Here is a 23,209-nt window from a genome sequence, read left to right as displayed (position 1 = left end):
ACCACCAGGGTGTCGTCGTCGACCGTGAAGCCGGGATCGCCCGGGGCCAGCAGGGCGGCGGCGTCAGGGCAGGAACTCGGCCGTCAGGCTGATCAGGGCACGGGCGGCGGCTCCCACCGGACGGTCCACCGGGGTGGCGAGCGACGCCGTCCAGTCGAGGTCGGCGTCGGTGACGGTCAGCAGACGCACGCCTTGCGCGTCGGCGACGGCGAAGCGGGGCAGCAGGGCGACGCCGAGGCCGTGCCGGACATGGTCGGCGCCGGTGGCGATGTCGGGGATCTCGATCGTGACGCGTCGGGTCAGTCCGGCGGCCGCGAACGCCCGGTCGGTCACGGAACGGTTGCCGTACCCGACCGGGGAGTCGATGAAGTCCAGCCCGGCGATGTCGCCGAGGGTGACCGCCTCGCGGGTGGCGAGCGGGTGGTCGTCCGGCACGACGAGGTCGAGGACCGAGCGGGCCAGTTCGGTGAGGTGGATCTCCGCCGGGGGTGTGCCGGGCAGGGACACGAACGCCAGGTCGAGCCGGCGTTCGGTGAGGGCGTCGATGAGGCCCTGGGAGCCGTGCGGGGCGACGCTGGTGTGCAGCAGCACCCCGGGGTGCCGGCGGTGGAACTCGCCGAGCAGGGCGGGCAGACGCAGGAGCCTGGTCGACGTCATCGTGCCGATGCGCAGGGTGCCACGGAGGCCGCCGTGCACCTCGGCGACCGCGTCGCGGGCGTCGCGGGCCGCGTCGAGGGCGATCCGGGCGCGCGGCAGCAGGGCGGCGCCGGCGTCGGTGAGGAGTACGCGTTTGGAGTTGCGGTCCAGCAGCGGCGCGCCCAGATCGCGTTCGAGGGTCTTGACCGCCGCCGAGACGGCGGACTGGACGACGTGCAGGCGGGCGGCGGCGCGGGTGAAGTTCTGCTCCTCGGCCACGGCGACGAAGTACTCGAGTTGGCGGAGTTCCACACCATCAAGTATCACTCATCGCGATCGTTGCCAGCGTCAACTTTCGTTGGACGTGATGCTTGGGTGGGGCGACAGTGGGGTCATGTCGTTGTCGACCCTGTCCCCCAGCCCCGCCGCGCCCCACCGCACCGAGGGGACGTCCCGCCGCCACGGCCGTGGCTTCTGGGTGATCGCCCTGGCGTTCCTGACCGCGATGGCGTTCTGCACCGTGCCGACCCCGCTCTACCCGCTCTACATGGCCCGGGACGGCTTCTCCACGTTCATGGTCACCATCGTGTTCGCGGCGTACGCGGTGGGTGTGGTGATCAGTCTGCTGCTCGCCGGGCACGTCTCGGACTGGATCGGCCGCAAGAAGATCCTCATTCCGGCGCTGGCGTTGGAGCTGGTCGCCGCCGCGCTGTTCCTCGGCGATCCGTCACTTCCGGTGCTGCTGGTCGCCCGCCTGGTGAGCGGACTGGGCATCGGCATGATCACCGCGACCGCCACCGCGTACCTGCAGGAGCTGCACGCCGCGCACCGGCCCGACGCGTCCCGGCAGCGCTTCGAGGTGGTCTCCACCGCCGCCAACATCGGTGGCCTCGGCGTCGGCGCGCTGGTCGCGGGCGTCCTCGCCCAGTACGTCCACGCGCCGCTGCGCACCCCCTACCTGGTGTTCGCCGTGCTGCTGGTCGCGAGCATCGTGGCGGTCGCGTTGACCCCGGAGACCGTCGAGGAACGGCTGGTCAAGCCCACCTACCGGCCGCAGCGGATCAGCGCCGACCATGGCGACCCGGCCGGGTACGTGGCCGCGGCGGCCGCCGGGTTCGCATCGTTCGCCGTGTTCGGCCTGTTCACCTCCGTCGCCCCGAGTTTCGTCTCCGGCGTCCTGCACCTGCCGTCGCGTGCCCTGGCCGGCGCGATCGTGTTCGCCGTGTTCGGTGGTGCCGCCGTGGCGCAGACCCTCACCAACCGGCTCGCCGCCCCGGCGAAGGTGCGGCTCGGGCTGCTCGCCCAGGCGCTCGGCGTGCCGACCCTGCTGATCGGGATGCACGTCGCCAGCCTGACCGCGTTCCTCGTCGGCGGTGTGGTCGCCGGCATGGGTGCCGGCGTGTTGTTCAAGGCCGCCGTCGGCACCGTCGCGGCGATGGCCGCACCCGCCAAGCGCGGCGAGGCCCTGGCCGGGCTGTTCCTCATCGCCTACCTGGGGATGAGTCTGCCGGCCATCGGCATCGGGGTCGCCACCCGAAGCGTCAGCACCCTCACGGTCATGAACTGGTTCACCGGCCTGCTGGTGGTCGTGCTCGCCGGCGTGACGGCGCTGTTCCGCCGCAGCACCGCAACCCGCTGACCGGGGGCGCTCAGCGCGGGTCGCGCCACCACGATTCGAGGAGGGCCGGGTCGGCGACGAAGCTTGCGACCTGCGTACGCTCCGGCTCGGTCACCGTCAGCGCGCGGAGGCGGGCGCCCCACTCGGGCACCTGGCCGGTCTTGCCCAACGCGACCGACAGCTCGATCAGCGCGGCCAGCGCCATCGCCTGCTCGATGGTGTTGCCCGACGGGTCGACGATGCTGAACCGCGACGCGCCGGCACGGAAGCGGGTCACCCGGGGCAGCCCCTTGACCAGAGGCCGGCAATTGTGCCAGCACCGGCGGCGGACCTCGACGGGTTTCCGTCTCCTACCCAGGGAGGAGGCCCGCTCCGACCGGCGGCCGCAGGCGGGGCTTCCGGTCGGACGCGAGCGGCGGGCACGGCCACGAGCATCTACAGACATGACTACCGTTCTGCACCGGGCGACACACTGGAACCGCCCACTGATGGCCCTGGTCTCCGTGATGACGGTGCTCGCCGTCGTCGCCGCGGTCGGCGTCCTCGTCGATCCGCGCGTCCTCGTCGGGGCGCCGATCTGGCTCAAGCCGTTCAAGTTCGCGGTGTCGTTCGTGCTGTACGGCGCGACGCTCGCCTGGATGCTCTCCCTGTTGCCTCGGCGTAGCCGGGTCGCCGAGACGGCGGTCACGGTCATCGTCACGGTGGCGGTCGTCGAGAACGCGTGGATCGTCGCTCAGGTGCTGCGCGGCCAGACCAGCCACTTCAACGCCAGCACCCCGCTGAACACCGCGCTGTTCGCGGCGATGGGCGCGGCGATCATGGTGTTGTTCGTCGCGCACCTCGTCATCGGCCTCGTGGTCCTGATCCGCCGGATCCCCGACCGGGTCGCCGCGACCGCCGTCGGATGGGGGCTCGGATTGTCCCTGCTGGGCATGCTCGCGGCGGTGCCGATGGCGCTGCCGATGCAGGACCCGGGGATCGAGGGGATCGGCGGGGCGCACAGCGTCGGTGTGCCCGACGGTGGACCGGGGCTGCCGGTGGTCGGCTGGAGCACCACCGGTGGCGACCTGCGGATCGGGCACTTCGTGGGGCTGCACGCCCTCCAGGCGCTGCCGATCCTGGCGATCCTGCTGACCCGGTTCGCCACGCGGCTCGATGAGCGCGCCCGCGTCCGGCTGCTGGTCGTCGCGGGCGGCGCGTACGGCGTACTCACGGTGGTGTTGACCTGGCAGGCCCTGCGCGGACAGCCGCTGCTGCGGCCGGACGCCCTCACGCTGGCCGTGGTCGCGGCCCTGGTGGTCGCGACGGCGACCGCCACCGGCCTGGTGCTGGCCCGCCCGCGCCGCCCGCAACTGGCGCTGGCCGCATGACCGCGACGCTGTTCTCCCTGACGTTCGCGGTGGCCGCGCCGTTCTGGGCGCTGATGATCCTGCTGCCCCGCTGGTCGTGGACCGCACGCATCATCGCCTCGCCGCTGATCGTGCTGCCGGTCGTGCTGATCTACGCGCTGCTGGTGCTCCCGGCGTTCGGCGACGTGCTGCCGGCGGTGGCCTCGCCGACCCTGGCCGGGGTGCGGGACCTGCTCGGCACGTCCGACGGGGCGGCGGCGGGCTGGGCACACATGATCGCGTTCGACCTGTTCGTCGGGCGGTGGGCCTGGTTGGACAGCCGGGAACGGGGGGTGCCGGCGCTGGTCATGGCTCCGGTGCTGCTGCTGACCATCCTGCTCGGGCCGCTCGGTCTGGCCGCGTACCTCGCGGTCCGGGGCCGGTGGCGCAGGTCGCCGGCCGCCACCACCGGCCCGCAGCACCTAGGCTGACCACCGTGGGCTGGCCGGGGCGACTGTTCGACATGCGGGACGCGCTCGTGCGGATGGTGCTGCTCGATCTCGCCGGGGTGGGCTACCTGCTCTTCGTCCCCCACGCCACCAGCGCTCCGACGCCGACACAGTGGATCCTCGCGGTGCTCGCGTTCACCGTGGGGCTGGCGGTGCATCGTTGGCCGTTGGTCAACCTGGCGGCGCAGGCCACCCTGCTGGCGGTCGCGATCGGCCTGGTCGACGACTTCACGATCAACCAGGTGGGTGCCAGTTGGGCCCTGCTCGAGGTCACCATGCGGGCGCGCCGCCACCGGACCATCTGGCTGTCCGCGGCGCTGCTCGTCGTGGTTGACCTGACCGACTCGATCGGCAACCCGCTCGGCCAGGTCGCCTCCGGTGCCGTCGGGCTGGCCCTGGAGGTCGGTGTGCCGGTGCTGCTCGGCCTCGTCATCCGCACCAACCGGGAGCTGAGTCGGCAGGCCGTGGAGCGGGCGGTGGCCGAGCAACGCCAGCACGAGTCGGAAAGCCGCGCGGCGCGCGCCGACGAACGCAGCGCCATCGCCCGCGAGCTGCACGACGTCGTCGCGCACCACGTGGCGTCGATGGTGCTGCGCGTCGGCGTGGCCCGGCACGTGCTCCCCGAGCTCGACCCCCGGGTGGGCGCGGTGTTCGACGACGTGCACGGCACCGGCACCGCGGCCCTCGCGGAGCTGCGCCGGCTGGTCGCGGTGCTGCGCGACCCCGATGGGGTACGCGGTGACGCGGCGCTGACCGCCATCGACCCGTCGGCGTTGCCGGCGGCGCTCGGCGCGACGGTCGACCGGGCCCGGCAGACCGGTGTCACCGTGGAGGCCGACATCGATCCGGCGGTCGGCGCACTCGACGCCGTACGGGGCCTGGCGGTGCTGCGACTGACCCAGGAGGCGTTGACCAATGTGGCCAAGCACGCCGGGCCTTCCGCGCTGGCGCGCCTCGTGGTCGCCGTCCGCGACGGCGCCGTGCACTGGGAGGTGTCGGACGACGGCCGCACCGGCCTGCCGACGGCGGTGCCGACCGGCGGCGGCCACGGCATCACCGGCATGCGCGAGCGCGTCGAGGTCCTCGGCGGACGGTTGGAGGCCGGCCCGACGGAGACGGGGTTCCGGGTGCGGACCGTCCTCCCGGCGTTGACCCCCACCGTCGAGCCGTCGGCCCGGTCGGTGCCCCGCGACCGCGAGGCCACCGCCGGGTCGCCCGCACCGGAGCCGGCGTGATCCGCGTCCTGCTGGTCGACGACCAGCACCTGATCCGCGCGGGCCTGCGCATGCTCTGCGAGGCGCAACCCGACATCGAGGTCGTCGGGGAGGCCGACAACGGCCGCGAGGCCATCACCCTCGCCGCGCGGCTCCTCCCCGACGTCGTCGTCATGGACCTGCGCATGCCGGGCCGCCCTCGGCGACAGCCCGTTCAGCCCCGAGGTGCTGCACCGCCTCGTCCAGCGGGCGGTGCACGCCCGCGCCGAGACGCCGCGACCGGTGCAGGGGCTCACCGCCCGCGAACGGGACGTGCTGGCCCTGGTCGCGGAGGGCCTGTCCAACACCGAGATCGCCGACCGGCTGCACATCGGTGTGACCACGGTCAAGACCCACATCACCAGCCTGATGACCAAGACCGACAGCCCCAACCGGGTACGCCTGGCCCTGTTCGCGCGCGGCGTCTGAGGCGGGCTAACGACCGCAGGCGTAGCCCTGCATGCCGCGCGGGTTCGCCCCGGCGGCGAGCACCCCCGTCGCCGGGTCGCGGGTCACCGCGCAGAGCCGACCGAGACTCCACGCGTCGGAGAGCCGCACCTCGTGCCCGTACGACCGCAGAGCCGCCACCACGTCCTCGTCGAGCCGGTCCTCCACCATGAGGACGCCGGGCTCCATCTCGCGCGGATAGAACGACCCGGGCAGGCTGAGCGTGTGCCACGCGGGCGCGTCGATCGCCTCCTGCAGGGGCTGGCCGTCGATGAGATGACGCAGCAGCAACGGCACCTGCCACTGGTCCTGCTGGTCGCCACCGGGCGTGCCGCACGCCAGGATCGGCTCCCCGTCGCGGTGCACCATGGTCGGGCTGAGCGTCGTCCGCGGCCGGCGGCCCGGCGCCAGCGACGAGGCGAGGCCCTCCTCCAGCCAGAACATCTGCAACCGGCTGCCCAGCGGGAAGCCCAGCTCCGGGATCGTCGGCGAACTCTGCAACCAGCCGCCGCTCGGGGTCGCCGAGATCATGTTGCCCCAGCGGTCCACCACGTCCACGTGGCAGGTGTCCCCCCGGGTCACCCCGTCGGAGCGCACCGTCGGCTCCCCGGTGGTCGCGTCCGGGGCGACGGCACGACGGCCGGCGCCGGGGCGCACGTGGGCGGCCAGGCGCGGCTGCGCCCCGTCGGGGCGCCCCGGCCGCAGCCGCACCGACGCCTCCGCACCGATCAGGGCGGCCCGCTCCCGCGCGTACCGCGGGGAGAGCAGCGCCTTGGCGGGCACGTCCGCGCCGTCGCCGTACCAGGCCTCCCGGTCGGCGAAGGCGAGCTTGAGCGCCTCGACCTGGGCGTGGATGCCGGCCGCGGTCGCCGGGTCGTACGCGCCGGGGTCGTCGAGCGCGTCGAGGACCGCCAGTGTCTGCAGCAGCACGGGGCCCTGCCCCCAGAAGCCGGTCTTCGCCACCGAGTAGCCGTGCCAGTCGAGAGTGGCCGGCGCCTCCCAGGTCGCCGAGTACGCAGCCAGGTCGTCGCCGGTGACCAGGCCGGCGTGCGGGCGCCCGCTGGAGTCCTGGAACGCCTGCCGGCTGAACCGGTCGATGGCGTCGGCGACGAAACCCGTGCTCCAGGCCCGGCGCGCGGCCTCGATCTGCGCCTCCCGGTCGGCGCCGGCCGCCCGCCCGGCGTCGACGAGCCGGCGCAGGGTGCGCGCGTACGCCGGGTTGGTGAACCGCTCCCCCGCCGCCGGCGCGCTGCCGCCGCGCAGCCACAGCTGCGCGGACGTGGGCCAGTGCTCCTCGAACAGCGGGCGTACGGCGGCCACCGTGTCACCGACCCGGCCCAGCAACGGGTGGCCGGCCCCGGCGTAGTCGATCGCCGGCTCCAGCACGTCGGCGAGGAAGAGCGTGCCGTGGTCGCGCAGCAGCAGGAGCCAGGCGTCCACCGCGCCGGGTACGGCCGCCGCGAGCGGCCCCGCGCCGGGGATGAGGTCCATCCCGAGGGACCGGAAGTGCGCGATGGTGGCACCGGCCGGCGCCGGCCCCTGGCCGCACAGCACCTTCGGGGTGGGGTCCTGCGCGGTCGCCACGATGGCCGGCACCTCCCCGCCGGGCCCGTTGAGGTGCGGTTCGACGACGTGCAGGACGAACCCGGCGGTGACCGCGGCGTCGAAGGCGTTGCCTCCGCGTTCGAGGGCGCCCATCGCCGACTGGCTGGCGAGCCAGTGCGTCGAGGACACCATGCCGAACGTGCCCTGCAACGTCGGTCTGGTCGTGAACGTCATGACAACACCTCGCACGGTTGCCGCCCGGGCTGGACTCGGGTGGCACGCTACCCGCAGTCAGCTGGCGGGACGCGCTTCGGACCGGCCCGACCCGCCTCGGGAGAGGCTGAGCAGGACGCCCAGCGCGAGCACCGCCACCACCACGCTGAAGATCTCGCCGGCGGGACGCAGACCGTTCGTCTGGATCAGCAGGCCGACCCCGACGGCGGGCACGCCGAGCATGGCGAACAGGATGGCGAAGAAGGTGGACACCGTCTCGGCCCGGTGCTGCGGAGCGGTCCTCATCGTGATCGTGGCGATGCCGTCGCCGACCGCCACCCCGGACGCGACGCCGAGGACCGCGGCGCTAATGACCAGCTCCGGTACGCCGCGCACCGCGATGATCGCGATCAGGGCCAGCGCCAGCGCCAGCACGATGACCCAGGGCAGCCGGAGCGGGTCGGGTGCCACGTCCGACACGATCCCGGCCAGCAGGGTGCCGGCGGCGAGACCGCCCAGGTTCGCGAAGATCGACACGGTGGTGGCCCGCTTCGGGTGCCGCGGGTCGATCAACTCGGCCAGGGCCGCGGTCGCCAGCCCGATAATCAGTGCGGCCGAGAGGCCGGCGAGCACCCCGCCCCACGACGATCATCGCGAGGTCCACAGCGAACAGGAAGATGGCGTCGGCGGCGACGGAGAGGATCAGCGCGGCAAGGATGACCGGGCGGCGGCCGATCTGGTCGGAGAGCCGCTTCCCGCACCCTCCCCCGTCGCAGCCCCTCTTCCCGCGTGCAGGATGGGTCCTGGCCCTGGCGGAGATGGGGTATCCGCGCTCTTTAGACGGGTCAGCGACTACCTGGATTGCCCCGTGAGGTGCTGGACGACATCCCGAAGTGGCTCTCATGCCATCCCGCAGGCGGGTTCGGCGTGCTTCCGTGACCCCGGCCGTGCGCTCCCACCGCGCGCAGCCCCGCAGCCTCATAATACTGCCCGGGGACGGCGGCGGCATATCCCGACGGTCCGGGACCATGGCTTGCCGGCATGCCTCCGGGAACCGCGCCGTACTCCTGCCGCCGGGCCGCCCAGGCCTCCGCCGACAGGCCGAAGTGCGGCTTGCGGGCAAAAGGCCCCAGGGCCTCCGACAGGCTCGGCAGGCTGTGGCCCGGAGCGGACGGCGGCGCGGCGGCCACCAGGGGAGGCTGCTGCGGGGCGGGAGCAGCCACCGGGGGCTGATTCGCCTCAATGCCCAGCTCTTGCAGGGTCGGACGGAGACTCGGGTCGTCCCGGCACTGATCTTTCAGACCCTGGATGCGCATCTTCAGAGGAAGAAAAGTTTGCAGTCGGACCGCGCTGTGACACATGCTCCAGCGCCGCGTGTCGCGGTTCGCCTGCGCAGCCAGTTTCCAGCGCTTCAGGGTTTCTGGGGGTTGCAGCGACCAGGCTCGAACTAGATGCTTTTCCTCCTTCTTGTAAGTTTTTTCCACTTCACGGTGTTCGGCCTCGCTCAACATAATGCCATCTCCTTCGCCGCAGATCCGACCAGAATGTTCCAGCACTACCCGAGGAACGTGACCATGAGACCTTGGGGTTCACGGCCGGAGTGTGTCCCAGGACACACGAAGTCTGCTGGTAGCCGGCGGTGGCGCGGCCGTTTCATGATCGATAGTGGCGGTGAGTAACGTTGCCCGGCCGGCCCGACCACAGCCGGCGTGCTCAGCCCGCGGTCGCCGTCCGGCGCGCGCCCGGCGGCCACAGCACGGTGGTCGGGATGTGCCGCTGCCGGGCCCAGCCCACGGTCCGGTCGGTCGCCGCCTCGTGGCAGCCGGGCTCCCCGTCCCACACCGCCACCAACCGGTGCACCCGGCGCAGCAGTTCCCGGTTCGCGGCCACGTACGCCGCCGTGCCGGAGTGCCGGAACCCGGTGTGGATCACCTCGCCGGCCCGGCCGAGCAGGTCGTCGAAGGCGGCTCGGCCAGCCAGGGGAATAGCCCGCTCCCGGTAGTCGGGTGCCGGCAGCACCACCTCGTACGCGCCGCCGGAGGCCAGCACCGCCCGCGCGAAGATCTGGTCCGCACCGGCGGCCAGGCAGGTGACCCCCCGCACCGGGCGCTCGCTGATCCGGCGCAACTCGGTACGCAGAGCGTTGTACACGAGCCGTTCGGTGGCAGGGGTCAGGTTGATGTGCCCGGTGATGCCCACCCGGACCGGCCGCGGGTCCAGCGTCATCCGCCGATCCTCTCCCCCGACGCGCCGCCCGACGCACGCGGGGAGTCGTCCGGGCCGCCGGCCTGCCGGGGAGGACGGGCGGAGCGGTCGGGGTCGGCGGCGGTCAGTCGGATCATCTCGAAACCCGCGTCGGACAACACCTCCGGCAGCGCCCGGATCTCGTTGCGGTTCATCTCCTGGACGTCCGGCGCCAGCTCGTCCCACGGCCGCAGCGCGGGGTGCCAGCGGCAGGCGTCGTCGCGCGGCTCGCCGTACACCCAGCCCTCCCCCCGTCGCTCCCGGCACCATCGCTCGTGCTCCAGCCGGGCCAACTCGTCGATCCGGTCGTCGATGACCCGGCTGGCGCCCGGGTCCCCCCGGCCGGCGGCGGGGCCGTGCCGGGGCGCCACCACGCAACCGAGACTCAGCAGCTTCGCGGCGATGTCCTGCACGTGGGCGCGGTTGGCCCGGCGCAACGACTCGGGGAGCCAGGCCCAGTCCACCATGGCCGGCGCCGAGCCCAGGCGTACGCCGGCGCGCACCTGCGACTGGACGTACTTGTCGTGGATCTGGCGGGCCAGCCGTTCGGTGAGATCCTCGGCGATCAGCTCGGCGTCGCAGGCCCGGGTCAGCACCGGGTACAGCTGGAGCCGGCCGTGCACCTCGTCGAGCAGGTCGTGCCGCCGGTCACCGTGGAACGCGGCCGCGAGCGCCGCCTGCCGGTACACCGGAACGAACACGGTGCTCTCCGCCCGCTGCCAGAGCGCCGGAGTGTCCAACGCCAACTGGAGTCCGTTGCGTTCGTCCGCGGCGCAGACGTAGAGCCGGTCGTAGCCGTGGCGCAGCATGCCCGACTCGACCAGACCGTCGAGGTCCAGGTCGTACGCGCGCACCTCGCAGGCGGCGGGCAGGAAGGGGTGCCGGGCGGTCGCCAGCTCCCGTTCGACGGTAGCGTCCGGGGCCACCAGGTCGACGTGCAACGGCGGCACGGGCCGGTCGGCCGGCGCCTCGGCCTGGCGCAGCTGCCAGTGCCGCGCGCTGGCCACCAGCGCGGCGCGGCGGAAGCTGCCCCGACCGGCGATGAGGATCCGGACCGGTCGCTCCGTCGAGGAGGGCAGGGGGTGGTGCCGGTGCAGGGCCCGGGCGGCGACGTCGTCGACGTGGAAGTAGTCCAGTCGCAGCCGGCTGGAACCGGCCGCGCCCAGCCGTCGAGCCTGCAACGACAGGCACATCTCGGGGTCGTGCACCTGCACGTAGACCCGGGCCGGTTGCCGCCGGTCCTGGATCAGCCGGCTCGCCGCGTTGGCGATGGCGTGGTTGCGGTCGTCGTCGTCGGTGCAGGCGTACACGGTGTGGGCGCGCGGCAGACCGGCGCCGCGCAGCACCTCGGGGCTCGCCGGGTCGCCGGTGACCCCCAGGTAGCGGCGTCGGCGGTACTCCAGTGGCCCGAACGGTTCGGCGCGCACCACGACCACGCGCTCACCCTCGCTGAAGAGCCGGTCGGCGAGCATGTGGGCGAACTGGGAGTCACCGCAGACCACCGCGTGCCCCCGGGCCCGCCGGGCGCGCAACCTGCGGATCTCGGCGGCCAGCAGCAGCCGGCTGGCCTCCACCACCGCGAGCAGGGTGAACAACGGGGCCGCGAACCGGGCGACCTGCAACTGCCACGGGTACGGGCCGGGATCCTGCAACGGCTCCGCGCCGAGCACGAAGAGCTGGATGTCGTAGTAGATGACGTCGTACAGGTCGTAGCCGCCGCCCGGCTCGGCCCGCAGCAGCAGGTCGAAGCCGACGTAGCCGAGCACCAGCGCGAGCAGGCCGATCACCGCGAAGACCATCCGCAGTGCCCTTCCGGCCGGGCGGTACGCGCCGGGGACCGGACCCGTCATCGACCAACTCCCTCGTCCGCGGGACCGTCGTCGCACCAGTGTCGCCCGGTGGAGGGCCAATGCCCACCGTCCGTGCGGCGCCAGCCCGCGATTCGGCGGGGCCGGGCCACCCCGCATCGTATTCGACGCAGTCGATCCGACCGGCCCATCGGCACCCCGGCTGATCGGCTCTTTTTGCAGGTGAACAGCGGAGTCGGCAGGTCCGTACGGGCCCACCTGGCTAGCCACCGAGGGTTACGATTGCAAGACGGGCCGGAGGGGGCGCACGAGTGGCTCGGCCTCGGTCCCCCGACACCTGGGGCCCAGGCCGGAGCTACCGGAGGATCACGGAGATGGACGCAATCGGAGGTCCACCGGCGACGGGCCCGGTCAATCCCTTCTCGCCGACGGCAGTGGCCCGGGTGACCGAGCAGGGCACGGGCGCGAGCACGGTGATCACCGCCGCCGTCCGCGACGCGACCGACCAGCTCGACGACTACCTGCGCACCGGCGACGGCGCCGTGGTCGCCCTCGTGGGTGACTACGGCACCGGCAAGACCCACCTCGCGGTCGAGCTGCTGGCCCACGCCCGTCGGGTCACCGGCGCCGCCGGGCAGGCGATCTACCTGGACGCGCCGGGTGACACCTTCCTGTCCCTGCACCGGCGGTTCCTGACCCGGCTGTCCCGCGACACCGTGCGTGAGCTGCTCACCGCATACCTGCCCGGCCCCGGGGGCCTCGCCTCCTCGACGGAGGAGGTGGTCCGGCGCCTGCGTGCGGACCTCGCGGAGGTCACCACCGACCCGGCCTTCGGCACCGCGCTGGCGATGCTGCTCGACCCGAGCACCGAGGCGGCCGCCTGGGACTGGCTGTCGGGTCACCCGCCGGGCCCGCCGTTGATCGCCGCCGGCGTGACTCCCAGCGCGGACGTGGAGGCCACCGCCGTCGAGGCGATGGGAGTGCTGGCTCTGCTGCACGGTCGACGACACGACCGTTTCGTGCTGGTCCTCGACGAACTCGACAAGATCCTCACCGCGGGTGGCCGGCCCGGCCCGGAGACGATGGCCCGCCTGCAACGGCTGCTCGGGGTGTTCACCTCCGCCGGGGCCCTCCTCGTGATCGCCGGGCTGCCCGACATGCTGCACCTGCTCAGCGCCGACGTGCGGCAGCGGATCGGGCCGATCGTGCGGATGTCGGCGCTGCGCGGCGAGGACGTCCGCACGTTCATCCGACAGACCCAGCTTCGGGCGTTCGGCGAGGCCCGGCTCGCGCCGTTCACCGTGGAGACCACCGAATACCTGGCCAACCTCGCCGACGGGGTGCCCCGGCGGGTGATCCGGCTCTGCTACCACCTCTTCCAGCGCGCCGCGCAGGCCGGCACGCCCGTCACCCACGTCATGGTCCGCGAGGTGGTGCGGGTCCAGTTCGACCTGGCCAACCGGCAGGACGTCGCCGCGGACGTGCGGCGGGTGCTCACCCAGGACGGCTGGTCGTACCAGCGGGATCACCTGGTCGGGTCGATGCGCGACCTGCCGGTGGACTTCTGGATACCCCTGGAGGAACGCAACGCCGGCTGCTGCGTGCTGCTCAGCGAGTCGGTCCTCAAGGCCGAGGAGGTCGACGACCTCAACCGGCGCGTCGTCGCGATCCGAGCGGCCGTCCCGGACAGCGAGGTGATCCTCGTCGTCGTCGGTCACCTGCCCGCGGAGTTCGCCGCCGAGCTCGCCGGCATGTTCAGCGTCGAACCGATCGTGCACGATCCGCAGTCGTTCGCCGAGGATCTGTCCGGCAGCGTCAAGGCCCTGATGCGCCGACTCGAACAGGCGATCGGCGCGGACGCGATGACCTCGGTACGCCAGCGCGTCGAGCGGATCCACCGGCAGCAGAGCAACACCCAACGCTCCATCGAGCATCTGTCGTACCAGCTCGACGAGATCCGGGGTGAGCTGCGCCCGGCGGGGCGGCTCGGCGTCGTGGCGGAGCGGCACGAGACGGCGACGGGGGCCCCGCCTCCGCTGCCGGGGCGGGTCGCGCGGGTGTTCGTCGAGGCCATCGCCGCGCTGGATCAGCTCACCGGTTTCGAGCGGCGCTTGCGCGACGCGTTCGCCCCGCACCGGGTGGCGACCGTCGGGGGCGCCGACGGCGGGCAGGCCCTGCGGTCGCTGCTGCGCTCCCGGGACGTGCAACGGGCGGTCGGCACGTCGGTGGTCCTCCGCCGCCTCATCGAGGCGTTCCGGGAGGGGGTCGAGCAGTGGTACGACGGCCACCGCACGAACCCCCAACCGACCGACCTGGAACGGCTGGACCTGCTCTGCGAGACGTACGACGGGATCGCCGAGTATCTGCCGCTGTTCCAGTTGGACACCCTGAGCGGGCTCGCCGCCTCCGGCGCCGGCGGTGAGGACGGCACGGACCTGGCCGAGCGTTCGCGCACCTGGTCACAGGCGCGGTCGGTGTTCGACGGGCTGGGCGGTCGCGTCCGTCAGCTGCTGGTGGCCGGCTGAGCGTCGCCGGTCGAGCACCGCCGTGGCCAGGGCGTGGACGACGTTGATGACCACGATGGCTGTCGCCACGATCCCCACCGTGCCGGGGAAGTCCTGTTCGAGGACGAGGGCGAGGATCACGGCGGTGATGCCGTTCTGCTGCCCCCAGGCGAGGTAGCGCCGGTCGACCGTGGGCAGGCCACGGGTGATCGGCACCGACACCACCAGCTGCGCCGCCACGGCCGCCAGCCCGAGCACCACACCGGGGACGACGTCGACGCCGTTCACCAGCAGCAGCCCCAGCAGGAAGGTGGCGACCAGGTACGCCGCCTGGGTGGACCGGCCGACGACGGGGCCGAGCCGGGGTCGGAAGAAGAGCCCGGCGACCGCCAGGCCGAGCATGAGGAACTGCCAGGCGGCCAACAGGACCAGCGCGATCAGCAGCGCCACGGCCAGCCAGTTGAGCGCCGCACGGACCCGAGGACCGGTCGTGTCCCCGCCGAGGCCGGCCGCTCGGAGCAGCCGCCACAGCAGCCAGGCAGCCGCGGCGAACGCCACGTTGGCGAGCAGGTCGATCAGCAGCTCCAGAGGCCGGTCGCTGATCGCGCCGGCGAGCGCGCCACCGTCACCTCCGCTGAGGTCCAGGGCGAACGCCGAGACGTAGACGGTGAGCAGCACGGTGATCGGGTCGTCGAAGGACGCCCAGATGGACAGGATCGAGCGTGCCCGGGCGGAGGTGCGGTCGGGGCGGCTCATCGCGGCGACCGCGAGCGGGTCGATCTGTGCGACGGCCACACCGAGGACCAGGAACGCGGGATCGCGGAACACCAGCACCATCACCCCGGCGATGAGCGCGGCCTTGGCGACCACACCGACGGTGACGGCCAGCAGCACGGTGCGCAGGTGGGCGCGAACCTCGGCGAAGCTGATGTCCCGGGTGCTGCTGACCAGGCCCACCGCCAACAGGACGGAGGCGAGCAGCAGGTACGCGGGGGCGCGTTCGAGCCCGTACACGTCGCCGGCCCAGGCCACGATGAGCCCGGCCAGGGCGGCGGCGACCACGGCCGCTGATCTCGCCAGTACGGTCACGGCCACCCAACCGACACGTCGAACCCCGTTGATCCGAAATGAGGATATCGGCACCGGCCGACCGTCTCAATCACGAACCGCGTGGATCGGCGCGGCGGTTCAGCCCGCCGTCGAGAGTCGTCGCGCCACCGTCGCCATCTCCGCGTCCGCGACTGCGACCGAATCCTGTTCCAGGGTGACGCCGACCAGGTAGTCGTCCGGGGAGAGCCGGTAGTAGTAGACCGCGCCCATCTCCACGTCGAGCACCAGCCGGGTGACGTCCCCGGCGACGGCCCGCCGCAGATCCCGACCTACCTGCAGGGCCAGCAACGACAGGTCACCGGCGAGGCGCTGGTAGCGGTCCCGCCGATCGGCCACCGTGACCCCCCGGTTGAAGAACTGGTCCAGGTCGGGGTGGCCGAGGACGTCGACGGCCCACGCCTGGTCACCCATCCGGTGATGGCTCAGGTAGTGCAGGCCACCGGGGTGCAGCGCCGCGGTGACCGCCCCGTCAAGCGTCGTCGACCCGGTCCGATGGGGCTGGAAGTCGTCCGCCGACGCGACGGCCGGTGCCGGCTCGCCGTTCGGGTCGGCATCCCAGCCGCCGGGATTCTGCGACTGCTGCCGCAGCAGCCGGCGCAGGTCGGTGGCGAGGTGCGCGGCGGCCTGGTCGACCACGCTCACCCGGCTCGGGTCGGCCACCGCCTCGGCGTCCGCCCCCGGTACGGCGGCGAAGCCGACGACGTGCTCGTTGCCGACCACCGAGTTGCAGAAGACGAGACCCGTGCGGGTCTGCACGACCGTCCGGATCAGCGCGCCGGTGTGCAACTCCCCCAGCCGGCGGTTCAGCTCGCTGGCCCGGTACACCAGTTGCGCGCCGACGCGGCGGTACGCGTCGCGGCGCTGCGACGGGTCCGCCTCGTCGTCCGGCGGCGGCGCCGACGGGTGGGCGAACACGTCCAACGCGAAGTCGAGCACGCCGGTGGTGTAGTGGGCGACGTGGTAGACGCCGCAGCCGCTGAGCAGGAGCCCCCGGCAGAGGTCCCGCTTCTTGAGGAAACCCGGGACGTCCTGCTCGGCCGTCTCCTCGACCAGGGCGTCGCGCAACTCCGGATCCGTCACCGGTCACTCCCTCAGCTCTGCGGCACGTCGATGTCGGTGTCGGTCAGCGCGGCGCCCGGGGTGCCATCGCGCAACGCGCGGATCGCCGTGAGGTTGGCGGCGGCGTCCACGGTCACCGGGTGGGAGCGGCCGAGGTAGCGCAGGGCGACCCCGTGCGCCTCCTCCTGCATGGGCAGCGCGCCGTCCACGTCGCCGCGGGCGGCCAGATGCCCGGCCTGGGCGGTGGTCGCCGCCAGCGTCCACGGGTGCGCGTCGCCGAGCTTCGCCCGCAGTGAGCGCAGACCGCGCTCGCCGTACCAGACGGCCTGGTCGAACTCCTTCATGCCGCGCTGGAACAGGCCCAGATCGACCGAGCAGACCGCGGTGAAGGGGTGCCCCGGCGCCAGTTTCCGCTCGTAGCCGCGCAGGCAGCGCATGGCGCTCTTCACGGCGATCCCGGCATCGCCCGCGCGGTAGTAGTCGGTCGCCAGGCTGAGCAGGCTGCCCCGGGTGAGCGGGTGGTCCTCGCCGAGGTTCTTGACGTAGCCGCTGTACGTCTCGGTGCTGCGCTTCTTGGCCGGGATGGTCAGCCCGAGGCGGCGCTCGGTGACGGCGAGGCTGCGGTTGATCCGCAACTCGTCGAGCAGGCTCCCGGTGGGCAGCTCGTGAATGCGGGCGAGGGCCTCCCGCAGGGTGGCCAGCGACAGGTCGTACGCGCCGACCTCCCGCTCGCACGTGCCGACCTGGCACGACGCCCGCCAGGTCCGCGGGTCCTCCGGGCCGAACAGCAGCATCCGGCGATCCCGTTCCTGGCGGGCCAGTCGCAGGGCCTCCGGGGCGTCACCGGTGAGCAGGAACGAGATGCCGAGGTTGTTCACCGCCATCCGGGTGTTCGGGTGGTCGTCGCCGACCAACTCACGGAAGCCCTTGAAGGTGGCCTGGTCCTCCACCAGGGCGTCCTCGAATCGACCCAGGCCACGCAGGTCACCGCCGCGACCGCGGCCGGCGACCAGGGTACGGAAGTGGCGCAGGCCGTAGCGGCGGCGCTGCTCGCTGAGCACCCGCTCGTCCAGGTCCAACGCCTCCTGGTAGTTGCCCAGCGCCCGGTGCAGGTTCGCGGTCTGGACGAACATCCGCATGGTCAACTGGTCGATCTCGTCGCCGTCGTCCCACCGCTCGCACGCCGCCGAGGCCAGCAGCAGCGCCGAACGCCAGGCGTCACTGTCGTTGGACAGGTACAGGTGGCGCACCTGCTTGACGACCCAGTGCCGGACCGCCCGGTCGTCGGACTCGAGCGCGCCGGCGGGGATGAGGTGCTGCTGCAACTCGTCGAACACGGGGGCGTAGCGGTTGTCGTCGGCCTCCGGGTCGGTCGGGGCGTAGCCGGCGAGGCCCCGCAGGACCTGCCGGTGCCGCTCGCACCGCTCCGCCTCGGGGACAGCCCCCCGCAGCAGCACCTGGATGGCGCGGTGCATCCGCAGTGCCGACCCGTGCCCCCAGTCGACGTCGTAGAGCGCGAAGCGGGCGCCGACCGTGAGGACCAGGTCCACCTCACCGGCGTCGACCAGCAGCTCGTCCGCGTCCCAGCCGGACGCCGCGGCGAGCTGGGTCAGCATCGAGGTGGACCGCAACAGCGGCAGCCCGATGCCCTCCGGGGAGAGGAAGGCGCTCAGCTCGGCCAGCCGGATGGCCAGCTCGCCGAAGGGGGTGGCCCGCAGCGCCTCCAGCGTGATCCGCAGGACCCGGGCCACGCTGGAGGTGTGCGATCCGGGAATCCGCTCACCGAGATCCTCGTCGGACTGGCCGTCCAGCGCGGCCAGCAGCTCCCGGACACCCTGGCCCACCGCCTCCAGGCTGGGCACCCCGCCACGCTCCAAGCCGAGGGCGCGTTGGCGCATCCAGGCCGTCGCGAGGCGCAGGGCCAGCGGCAGGTGCTCCAGCGCCACCGCTATCGACCGGGCGTCCTCGGTGCTGATGCCGAGCACCCGGCGCAGCATCGCCACGCTCTCGTCGCCGGTCAGGGCGGCGACCTCCAGTGGGGAGGGCAGCCCGGAGGAGCCGTCGTCCCGCGAGGTGATCAGGACGTGTCCCGCGCCGTCACGCGGCCGAAGGCCGGTCAGCACGTCGGCGTCGTCGGCGTTGTCGTAGATCAGCAGCCAGCGTTGGAAGGCGCCGTCGGCCGCGGAGAGCGCCTTCAGCGCGGCCTCCGCCGCCCCCGTGCTGTCCACCGCCTTGATCTCGTTGGCGAGTGCCCCGAGCCCGGTCTGCACCGTCTCCCGATCCTGGGCGGGGATCCACCAGACCACGTCGTAGTCGTAGGCGAACCGGTGGGCGAACTCCCGAGCCAGCTCACTCTTGCCGACCCCCGCCCCACCGGTGAGGGTCACCGGGCCGTCCTCGCTGGTGAGGTGGTCGCGCAGCCGCTCCAGATAGTCGTCCCGGCCGACGAAGGACGGATTGCGCGGCGGCACGTTGAACCGCACCCGCCGGTCCGCCTCCGCCGGGAAGCGCGGCACGTTGCGCAAGTCGCCGGCGGGTTGCGCGGGGGCGATCAGACCGAGCTGGCTCAGCAGCAGCGACTGGGCCCGGACGGCGTCGGCCGCGCGCAGGTCGACGACCCGCTCGGGGCCGAACGGCTCCCGCCACGCCTCGCCGGCCACCAGTACGCCGAGCACCTCCGCCGAGAGGTCGGCGTCGTTCGGGCGCAGCCCGGCCAGGGACGTCCCGGCCGTCTCCGCGAGATGCGGCGAGAGGACCGCCAGCACGGTCGTCTCCGGCCCGAAGTCGGGCTGCGCGCCGGGGCGTACCGCCCACAGGTGGGACCGGACGCCGGCCCGGCGCAACTGCCCGCCGATCCAGTCCGCCCAGGGCCGGTCGACCGGGTCGTACGCCACCGCGATGTCGCCGAGGTTCTCCGCCGGCTCCAGCAGCACCGCGTGCCGGTAGCGCCGGCGGATCCGCGCCGGCACCGGCACCGCCCGGGTCACCTCACCCCCGGTGATCCACTCCGTGATCCGCTCGTACGCGGTGAGCGGGCTGTTCGCGTCGTCGGGCTCGTCGGCGAGGACGGACAGCACGTCGTCGAACGTGTCGTAGCTGTGCGCCGGTACCTCCACGATTCCCGCCGGGGCGGGGCCGGGGGCGTCGCCGGCCGGCTTCTCCAGCAGCCAGGCGAAGGCCTGCCGGACGTAGTCGCGGGAGCCACCGTGCCCCGGTTCGGGGAACTCGTGCAGGGTCGGCGCGGCCAGCACCCGGATCCCGCCGGTGGCCCGTTGCTGCAACTCCTTGGCGAGCCCCGCGGCGTGCTGCACGGACAGCCGACGAGGTGGCATGCAGACCACCGCGACGTCGCTGAGCACCGCGCTGTGGGTGATGCCCGGCGCGCTCAGGTCCACCGGGGCGTCGATGAGGACGTAGTCGTAGTCGGTTTGCTGGAGCAGCTGCCGGATCCGGGCGGCATCCCCGGTGGGCAGGCCGTCGGTGCTGGCGCCGAGACCGACCATGCTGAACGTGGCGGTCGAGCCGGACACCGCGTACCGGTAGAGGATGCCCTGCTCGGGCGCCACCGGCGCGATCACCGTCGCGGGCGGCACCGGCGGCGCGTCCGTCGCGGGGGTGAGCACGGCGGCCAGCTCCTCGCCCAGCCTCTGGTCCGCCGCGACGGCGTCCACCTGGACCGGGCGCAGGAAGTCGTAGACCCGAGGGGTCTTCGGGCACCAGTCGACGGCGAGCACCTTCTTGCCGTTGCCGGCGAGGATCCAGGCGACGTTGGCCACCGCGCTGCTGCGGCCGGTGTCGTCGGCGGGTGACACGAACGAGACGATCGTGGCGACACCCGTTGTCTCGTCCCTGCTGATGTTCATCGGTCTCCCCCCGGCCGGGGCGGTGGTGCGGGTCGCCGCGTCGCCGCGTCGCCCGTGGGGTCAGTCGTCGCCATCGAGGGCACTCTCGAAGGCCGCGTACTGGTCGCCGGCCGCGGCGCGGCGGTCGAGCCGGCCCAGCGCGGCGACGAGGACACCGCCCGGGAGGGCGTCCAGCTCGGCAGGGTCCAGTCCGGTCAGGTCGATCAGCTCCGAACGGAGGTCGTCATCTCCGGTGTCCATACCCGACCACCGCCTGTCTCCGTGTCGCGCCGCGCCCGGTCGGCCCCACCGCCGGGCCAGACATTGACCGGTGGCCAGATCCGCTGAGTGTGCTCATGATAACCGTCCGCCGCTCCTGGGGCGGACACCCGGACGGCGGCCGGAGCAGGTACGACGGGTCCACCCGGGCACCGGCCGGTCACCAGCGGCACCCGGAACGTCACCTGTCGATGTATGCTCCACTCTGGTAGGTGGCCCGACCGGCGACCGACAGGACGGCGGAGCGTCTGATGCCCGGACCCGTTGGTGGCCACCGGCCGTCACTCGGCACGGTGGCCCGTTCCGCGCCACCGAGGCGTCCGGTTCCCTTCCGACAGTTCGTGGTGAAGCTGCACAGCCGCTGCGACCTGGCCTGCGACCACTGCTACGTCTACACGATGGCCGACCAGCGCTGGCGGACCCGACCTCGCACGATGACGGCGGCAACCCTCGCGCGCACCGGTGAGCGCATCGGCGAGCACGCCCGACGGCACCGGTTGGACCGGGTGAGTGTCGTCCTGCACGGCGGGGAGCCGCTGCTGACCGGGGTGGACGGCGTCGAGCGGGCCGTGGAGCTGCTGCGACGCGGAGCCGCCCCGGTGCCCGCGCGGATGACCGTGCAGACCAACGGTCTACGGCTGGACGACTCCTTCCTCCGCCTGCTCGACCGCCTCGACGTGGGGGTCAGCGTCAGCCTCGACGGGGACCGCACCGCGCACGACCGGCACCGGCGCGGGCCGGACGGTCGGGGCAGCCACGACCGCGTGGAGGCCGCGCTGCACCGGCTGACCGGGTCGTACCGGCGGTTGTTCAACGGACTGCTGTGCACCGTCGACCTGCGCAACGACCCGGTGGCCACCTACCGCAGCCTGCTGGCCCACCGGCCGCCGGTGGTGGACTTCCTGCTCCCGCACGGCACCTGGTCGGCGCCGCCCGCCGGCCGGCCCTCCGATCCACGGCAGGCCCCGTACGCGGACTGGCTGACCGCCGTCTTCGACGAGTGGTATTCCGACGGCACGCACCGCACCCGGGTCCGCCTCTTCGACGAGATCATCCAGCTTCTGCTCGGCGGCGCCTCCCGCCTGTCCGGCGTGGGGCTCAGCCCGGTCGCCGTGGCGGTGGTGGAGACCGACGGGGCGATCGAGATGGACGACACCCTCGGCGCCGCCCACGCCGGCGCCGGGAGCATCGGCCTGCACGTCGACCGGGACAGCTTCGACGCCGCCCTCGACCAACCCGGTGTCCGGGCCCAGCAGGCCGGGGCGGCCGGGCTCTGCGCGCAGTGCCGCGCGTGCGACCTGCACAAGGTCTGCGGCGGCGGCCTCTACACGCACCGGTGGCGCGCCGGCAACGGCTTCGACAACCCGTCGGTGTACTGCGCTGACCTGTACCGGCTCATCGGGCACATCCGCCGCACCCTGCGGCGGGACGTGACGGCACTGCGGGGCGTGGCACGGTGACGCCGCCCGGGCACCGGCTGCCCCGGAGCGTCCTCGACGACCTCGCCGCGGGCGGGGGCGGGCCGTCCGCCCTCGACCTGCTACGCGACGCTCAGCACAGCAAGAACCTGCTGCTGGTCCGGGCACTGGTCGTCCTCACCCACCGGGTGGACCATCCGGACCGGGCGGCGGTCGAGGCGGCGTACCGGATGGTGGGCGGCCTGACCCCGGAGCAGCGCCGGGTGGCGTGGGGCCATCCACCGGTGGCCGCCTGGGCCTTCGGCACCGCGTCGCTGCTGAGCCGGGGCGACCGCGCCGGGACGTACCCCGGTCTGCTCGCGGCGGTCGCCGCCGCCGCGGCGGTGCGCGCCCGCGCGGACGCCGACCTGGACGTGCCGCTCGACCCGGCCACGCCGGGCCGCCTGGACCTGCCCGGCCTCGGCACCCTGCGGGTCGCCCCCACGGCCACCCGGGCCCGCGTGCGCTGCGCCGGCGGGCGGGCGGAGGTGCGCTGCGCCGGGGAACGGATCGAGATCGGGTACGACCACACGCCCGACCACCGCTGGCGGCCCTTCGCCACACTGCGTGCCACCCACGGCGCGCTGCCGCTGCGGCTGCTGCTGGACACCGGCACGTGGCGGCACGTGCCGGTGGCGCTCGACGCCCATCCGATCGCCGGTTCCGTGCGCGACCCGGGCCGGTGGCAGCACCGGCTGCGCGGGGCGTGGCGCCTGCTCACCGACGAGCACCGGACGCTCGCCGAGGAGGTGTCGGTGGCGCTGAGCGCGCTGGTGCCGCTCGTCGCACCACGGACCGGCGTCCGCAGCGGCACCTTCCACCACGGGTTCGGCGCGGTCGCGATGTCCCTGCCACCGGACTCCCGCTCCGCGGCGGTCACCCTCGCCCACGAGATCCAGCACCTGAAGCTGGCCGCGCTGACCGACCTGTTCCCGCTGGTGGAGCCCGGCCCGGACGACTCGTTCTACGCGCCGTGGCGACCCGACCCCCGCCCACTGGAGGGTCTCCTGCACGGTGCCTACGCCCACCTCGGCGTGGCCGGGTTCTGGCGCCGGCAACGGTTCGTCGAACGGGACCGGACGGCGCGGCACCACGCCGAGGTCGAGTTCGTCCGGTGGACCCGGGCCGCCGCCCAGGCCGTACGGGTGCTGGCCGCGCAGCCGCGGCTGACACCGGTCGGCCGACACCTGGTCGACGGCATGGCACCCGTGCTCGACAGGTGGGCACGGGAACCGGTGGATCCCGCCGCGGCGAACGATGCCGGACGGCTGCTCGCCGCGCACCGCGCCCACTGGGACCGGGAGCGGGCCGGGGCGCGACCGGCGTGACAGCGAGGCTTGCCGATCTCCTCTACGCT

At 73.4% G+C, this 23,209-nt stretch carries 18 protein-coding genes and 1 pseudogene; 8 read left to right on the top strand and 11 right to left on the bottom strand.

The window, feature by feature from the left end:
- Window positions 1-63: 63 nt before the first annotated feature.
- Window positions 64-948: a LysR family transcriptional regulator gene (locus O7620_RS06375; protein WP_278122277.1), complete on the bottom strand. Its 885-nt coding sequence runs from the start codon at window positions 946-948 to the stop codon at window positions 64-66.
- Between the two features lie 82 nt (window positions 949-1,030).
- On the opposite strand from O7620_RS06375, the gene O7620_RS06370 reads away from it, so the two are divergent.
- Window positions 1,031-2,275 carry an MFS transporter gene (locus O7620_RS06370; RefSeq protein ID WP_278122276.1) on the top strand — a complete coding sequence of 415 codons (1,245 nt, stop codon included), beginning with the start codon at window positions 1,031-1,033 and terminating at the stop codon, window positions 2,273-2,275.
- 10 nt (window positions 2,276-2,285) lie between these two features.
- Here O7620_RS06370 and O7620_RS06365 read toward each other — a convergent pair whose 3' ends face one another.
- Window positions 2,286-2,531: a hypothetical protein gene (locus O7620_RS06365; protein WP_278122275.1), complete on the bottom strand. Its 246-nt coding sequence runs from the start codon at window positions 2,529-2,531 to the stop codon at window positions 2,286-2,288.
- A gap of 166 nt (window positions 2,532-2,697) precedes the next feature.
- Between O7620_RS06365 and O7620_RS06360 the strand changes: the two genes are divergently transcribed.
- The 4 genes and pseudogenes from O7620_RS06360 to O7620_RS06345 all read left to right on the top strand — a co-directional run bounded on the left by O7620_RS06360 (window position 2,698) and on the right by O7620_RS06345 (window position 5,773).
- Window positions 2,698-3,624, top strand: a complete 927-nt coding sequence (locus O7620_RS06360; RefSeq protein ID WP_278122274.1) for a hypothetical protein — start codon at window positions 2,698-2,700, stop codon at window positions 3,622-3,624.
- Window positions 3,621-4,073: an ABA4-like family protein gene (locus O7620_RS06355; RefSeq protein WP_151491418.1), complete on the top strand. Its 453-nt coding sequence runs from the start codon at window positions 3,621-3,623 to the stop codon at window positions 4,071-4,073. The genes O7620_RS06360 and O7620_RS06355 overlap by 4 nt, the downstream gene beginning before the upstream one ends.
- 5 nt (window positions 4,074-4,078) lie before the next feature.
- Window positions 4,079-5,326 (top strand): histidine kinase, encoded by a 1,248-nt coding sequence (locus O7620_RS06350; RefSeq protein ID WP_278122273.1) that lies wholly within the window; start codon window positions 4,079-4,081, stop codon window positions 5,324-5,326.
- Window positions 5,323-5,773: pseudogene (locus tag O7620_RS06345) on the top strand (response regulator transcription factor). The gene O7620_RS06350 and the pseudogene O7620_RS06345 overlap by 4 nt, the downstream one beginning before the upstream one ends.
- Window positions 5,774-5,779: 6 nt before the next feature.
- Here the strand turns inward: O7620_RS06345 and O7620_RS06340 are convergent.
- From O7620_RS06340 to O7620_RS06320, 5 genes are all read right to left on the bottom strand, one after another.
- A complete protein-coding gene (locus O7620_RS06340; RefSeq protein ID WP_278122272.1) occupies window positions 5,780-7,570 on the bottom strand; it encodes a gamma-glutamyltransferase family protein in 1,791 nt (596 codons plus the stop codon).
- A 57-nt stretch (window positions 7,571-7,627) separates the two neighbouring features.
- Window positions 7,628-8,182, bottom strand: coding sequence for a hypothetical protein (locus tag O7620_RS06335; RefSeq protein WP_278122271.1), 555 nt, complete (start codon window positions 8,180-8,182; stop codon window positions 7,628-7,630).
- Between the two features lie 212 nt (window positions 8,183-8,394).
- Window positions 8,395-9,060 (bottom strand): hypothetical protein, encoded by a 666-nt coding sequence (locus O7620_RS06330; protein ID WP_278122270.1) that lies wholly within the window; start codon window positions 9,058-9,060, stop codon window positions 8,395-8,397.
- A gap of 202 nt (window positions 9,061-9,262) precedes the next feature.
- A complete protein-coding gene (locus O7620_RS06325; protein WP_151490675.1) occupies window positions 9,263-9,775 on the bottom strand; it encodes a hypothetical protein in 513 nt (170 codons plus the stop codon).
- Window positions 9,772-11,643 (bottom strand): RyR domain-containing protein, encoded by a 1,872-nt coding sequence (locus tag O7620_RS06320; RefSeq protein WP_278122269.1) that lies wholly within the window; start codon window positions 11,641-11,643, stop codon window positions 9,772-9,774. The genes O7620_RS06325 and O7620_RS06320 overlap by 4 nt, the downstream gene beginning before the upstream one ends.
- Before the next feature lie 332 nt (window positions 11,644-11,975).
- Between O7620_RS06320 and O7620_RS06315 the strand changes: the two genes are divergently transcribed.
- Window positions 11,976-14,126: an AAA family ATPase gene (locus tag O7620_RS06315; protein ID WP_278122268.1), complete on the top strand. Its 2,151-nt coding sequence runs from the start codon at window positions 11,976-11,978 to the stop codon at window positions 14,124-14,126.
- Here O7620_RS06315 and O7620_RS06310 read toward each other — a convergent pair.
- The 4 genes from O7620_RS06310 to fxsA all read right to left on the bottom strand — a co-directional run bounded on the left by O7620_RS06310 (window position 14,061) and on the right by fxsA (window position 20,377).
- Entirely contained in the window at window positions 14,061-15,194 is a 1,134-nt protein-coding gene (locus tag O7620_RS06310; RefSeq protein ID WP_278122267.1) for a hypothetical protein, read from the bottom strand. The two genes, O7620_RS06315 and O7620_RS06310, sit on opposite strands and share 66 nt — an antisense overlap.
- A 99-nt stretch (window positions 15,195-15,293) precedes the next feature.
- Window positions 15,294-16,295 (bottom strand): hypothetical protein, encoded by a 1,002-nt coding sequence (locus O7620_RS06305; protein ID WP_278122266.1) that lies wholly within the window; start codon window positions 16,293-16,295, stop codon window positions 15,294-15,296.
- 11 nt (window positions 16,296-16,306) lie between these two features.
- On the bottom strand, window positions 16,307-20,137 hold the full coding sequence (gene fxsT / locus O7620_RS06300) for an FxSxx-COOH system tetratricopeptide repeat protein (RefSeq protein ID WP_278122265.1): 3,831 nt from the start codon (window positions 20,135-20,137) through the stop codon (window positions 16,307-16,309).
- A 60-nt stretch (window positions 20,138-20,197) separates the two neighbouring features.
- Window positions 20,198-20,377 (bottom strand): FxSxx-COOH cyclophane-containing RiPP peptide, encoded by a 180-nt coding sequence (gene fxsA, locus O7620_RS06295; RefSeq protein WP_151490669.1) that lies wholly within the window; start codon window positions 20,375-20,377, stop codon window positions 20,198-20,200.
- 269 nt (window positions 20,378-20,646) lie between these two features.
- Between fxsA and O7620_RS06290 the strand changes: the two genes are divergently transcribed.
- Together O7620_RS06290 and O7620_RS06285 are read left to right on the top strand one after the other, a co-directional pair.
- Entirely contained in the window at window positions 20,647-21,855 is a 1,209-nt protein-coding gene (locus O7620_RS06290; protein ID WP_278122264.1) for an FxsB family cyclophane-forming radical SAM/SPASM peptide maturase, read from the top strand.
- Complete coding sequence (locus tag O7620_RS06285; RefSeq protein WP_278122263.1) at window positions 21,852-23,180, top strand: HEXXH motif domain-containing protein; 1,329 nt, start codon at window positions 21,852-21,854, stop codon at window positions 23,178-23,180. The genes O7620_RS06290 and O7620_RS06285 overlap by 4 nt, the downstream gene beginning before the upstream one ends.
- Window positions 23,181-23,209 lie beyond the last annotated feature (29 nt).

Origin of the sequence: Micromonospora sp. WMMD710 (assembly GCF_029626045.1) — a bacterium.
GTDB lineage: Bacteria > Actinomycetota > Actinomycetes > Mycobacteriales > Micromonosporaceae > Micromonospora.
This window is presented reverse-complemented; position numbering and strand designations above follow the sequence as displayed.

What these genes read in the sequence shown, in the direction of transcription:
- O7620_RS06320 (WP_278122269.1), bottom strand. Translation starts at nt 11,643, where the DNA reads ATGACGGGTCCGGTCCCCGGCGCGTACCGCCCGGCCGGAAGGGCACTG.
- O7620_RS06290 (WP_278122264.1), top strand. Translation starts at nt 20,647, where the DNA reads ATGCCCGGACCCGTTGGTGGCCACCGGCCGTCACTCGGCACGGTGGCC.
- O7620_RS06315 (WP_278122268.1), top strand. Translation starts at nt 11,976, where the DNA reads ATGGACGCAATCGGAGGTCCACCGGCGACGGGCCCGGTCAATCCCTTC.
- fxsT (WP_278122265.1), bottom strand. Translation starts at nt 20,137, where the DNA reads ATGAACATCAGCAGGGACGAGACAACGGGTGTCGCCACGATCGTCTCG.
- O7620_RS06370 (WP_278122276.1), top strand. Translation starts at nt 1,031, where the DNA reads ATGTCGTTGTCGACCCTGTCCCCCAGCCCCGCCGCGCCCCACCGCACC.
- O7620_RS06360 (WP_278122274.1), top strand. Translation starts at nt 2,698, where the DNA reads ATGACTACCGTTCTGCACCGGGCGACACACTGGAACCGCCCACTGATG.
- O7620_RS06330 (WP_278122270.1), bottom strand. Translation starts at nt 9,060, where the DNA reads ATGTTGAGCGAGGCCGAACACCGTGAAGTGGAAAAAACTTACAAGAAG.
- O7620_RS06340 (WP_278122272.1), bottom strand. Translation starts at nt 7,570, where the DNA reads ATGACGTTCACGACCAGACCGACGTTGCAGGGCACGTTCGGCATGGTG.
- fxsA (WP_151490669.1), bottom strand. Translation starts at nt 20,377, where the DNA reads ATGGACACCGGAGATGACGACCTCCGTTCGGAGCTGATCGACCTGACC.
- O7620_RS06355 (WP_151491418.1), top strand. Translation starts at nt 3,621, where the DNA reads ATGACCGCGACGCTGTTCTCCCTGACGTTCGCGGTGGCCGCGCCGTTC.
- O7620_RS06325 (WP_151490675.1), bottom strand. Translation starts at nt 9,775, where the DNA reads ATGACGCTGGACCCGCGGCCGGTCCGGGTGGGCATCACCGGGCACATC.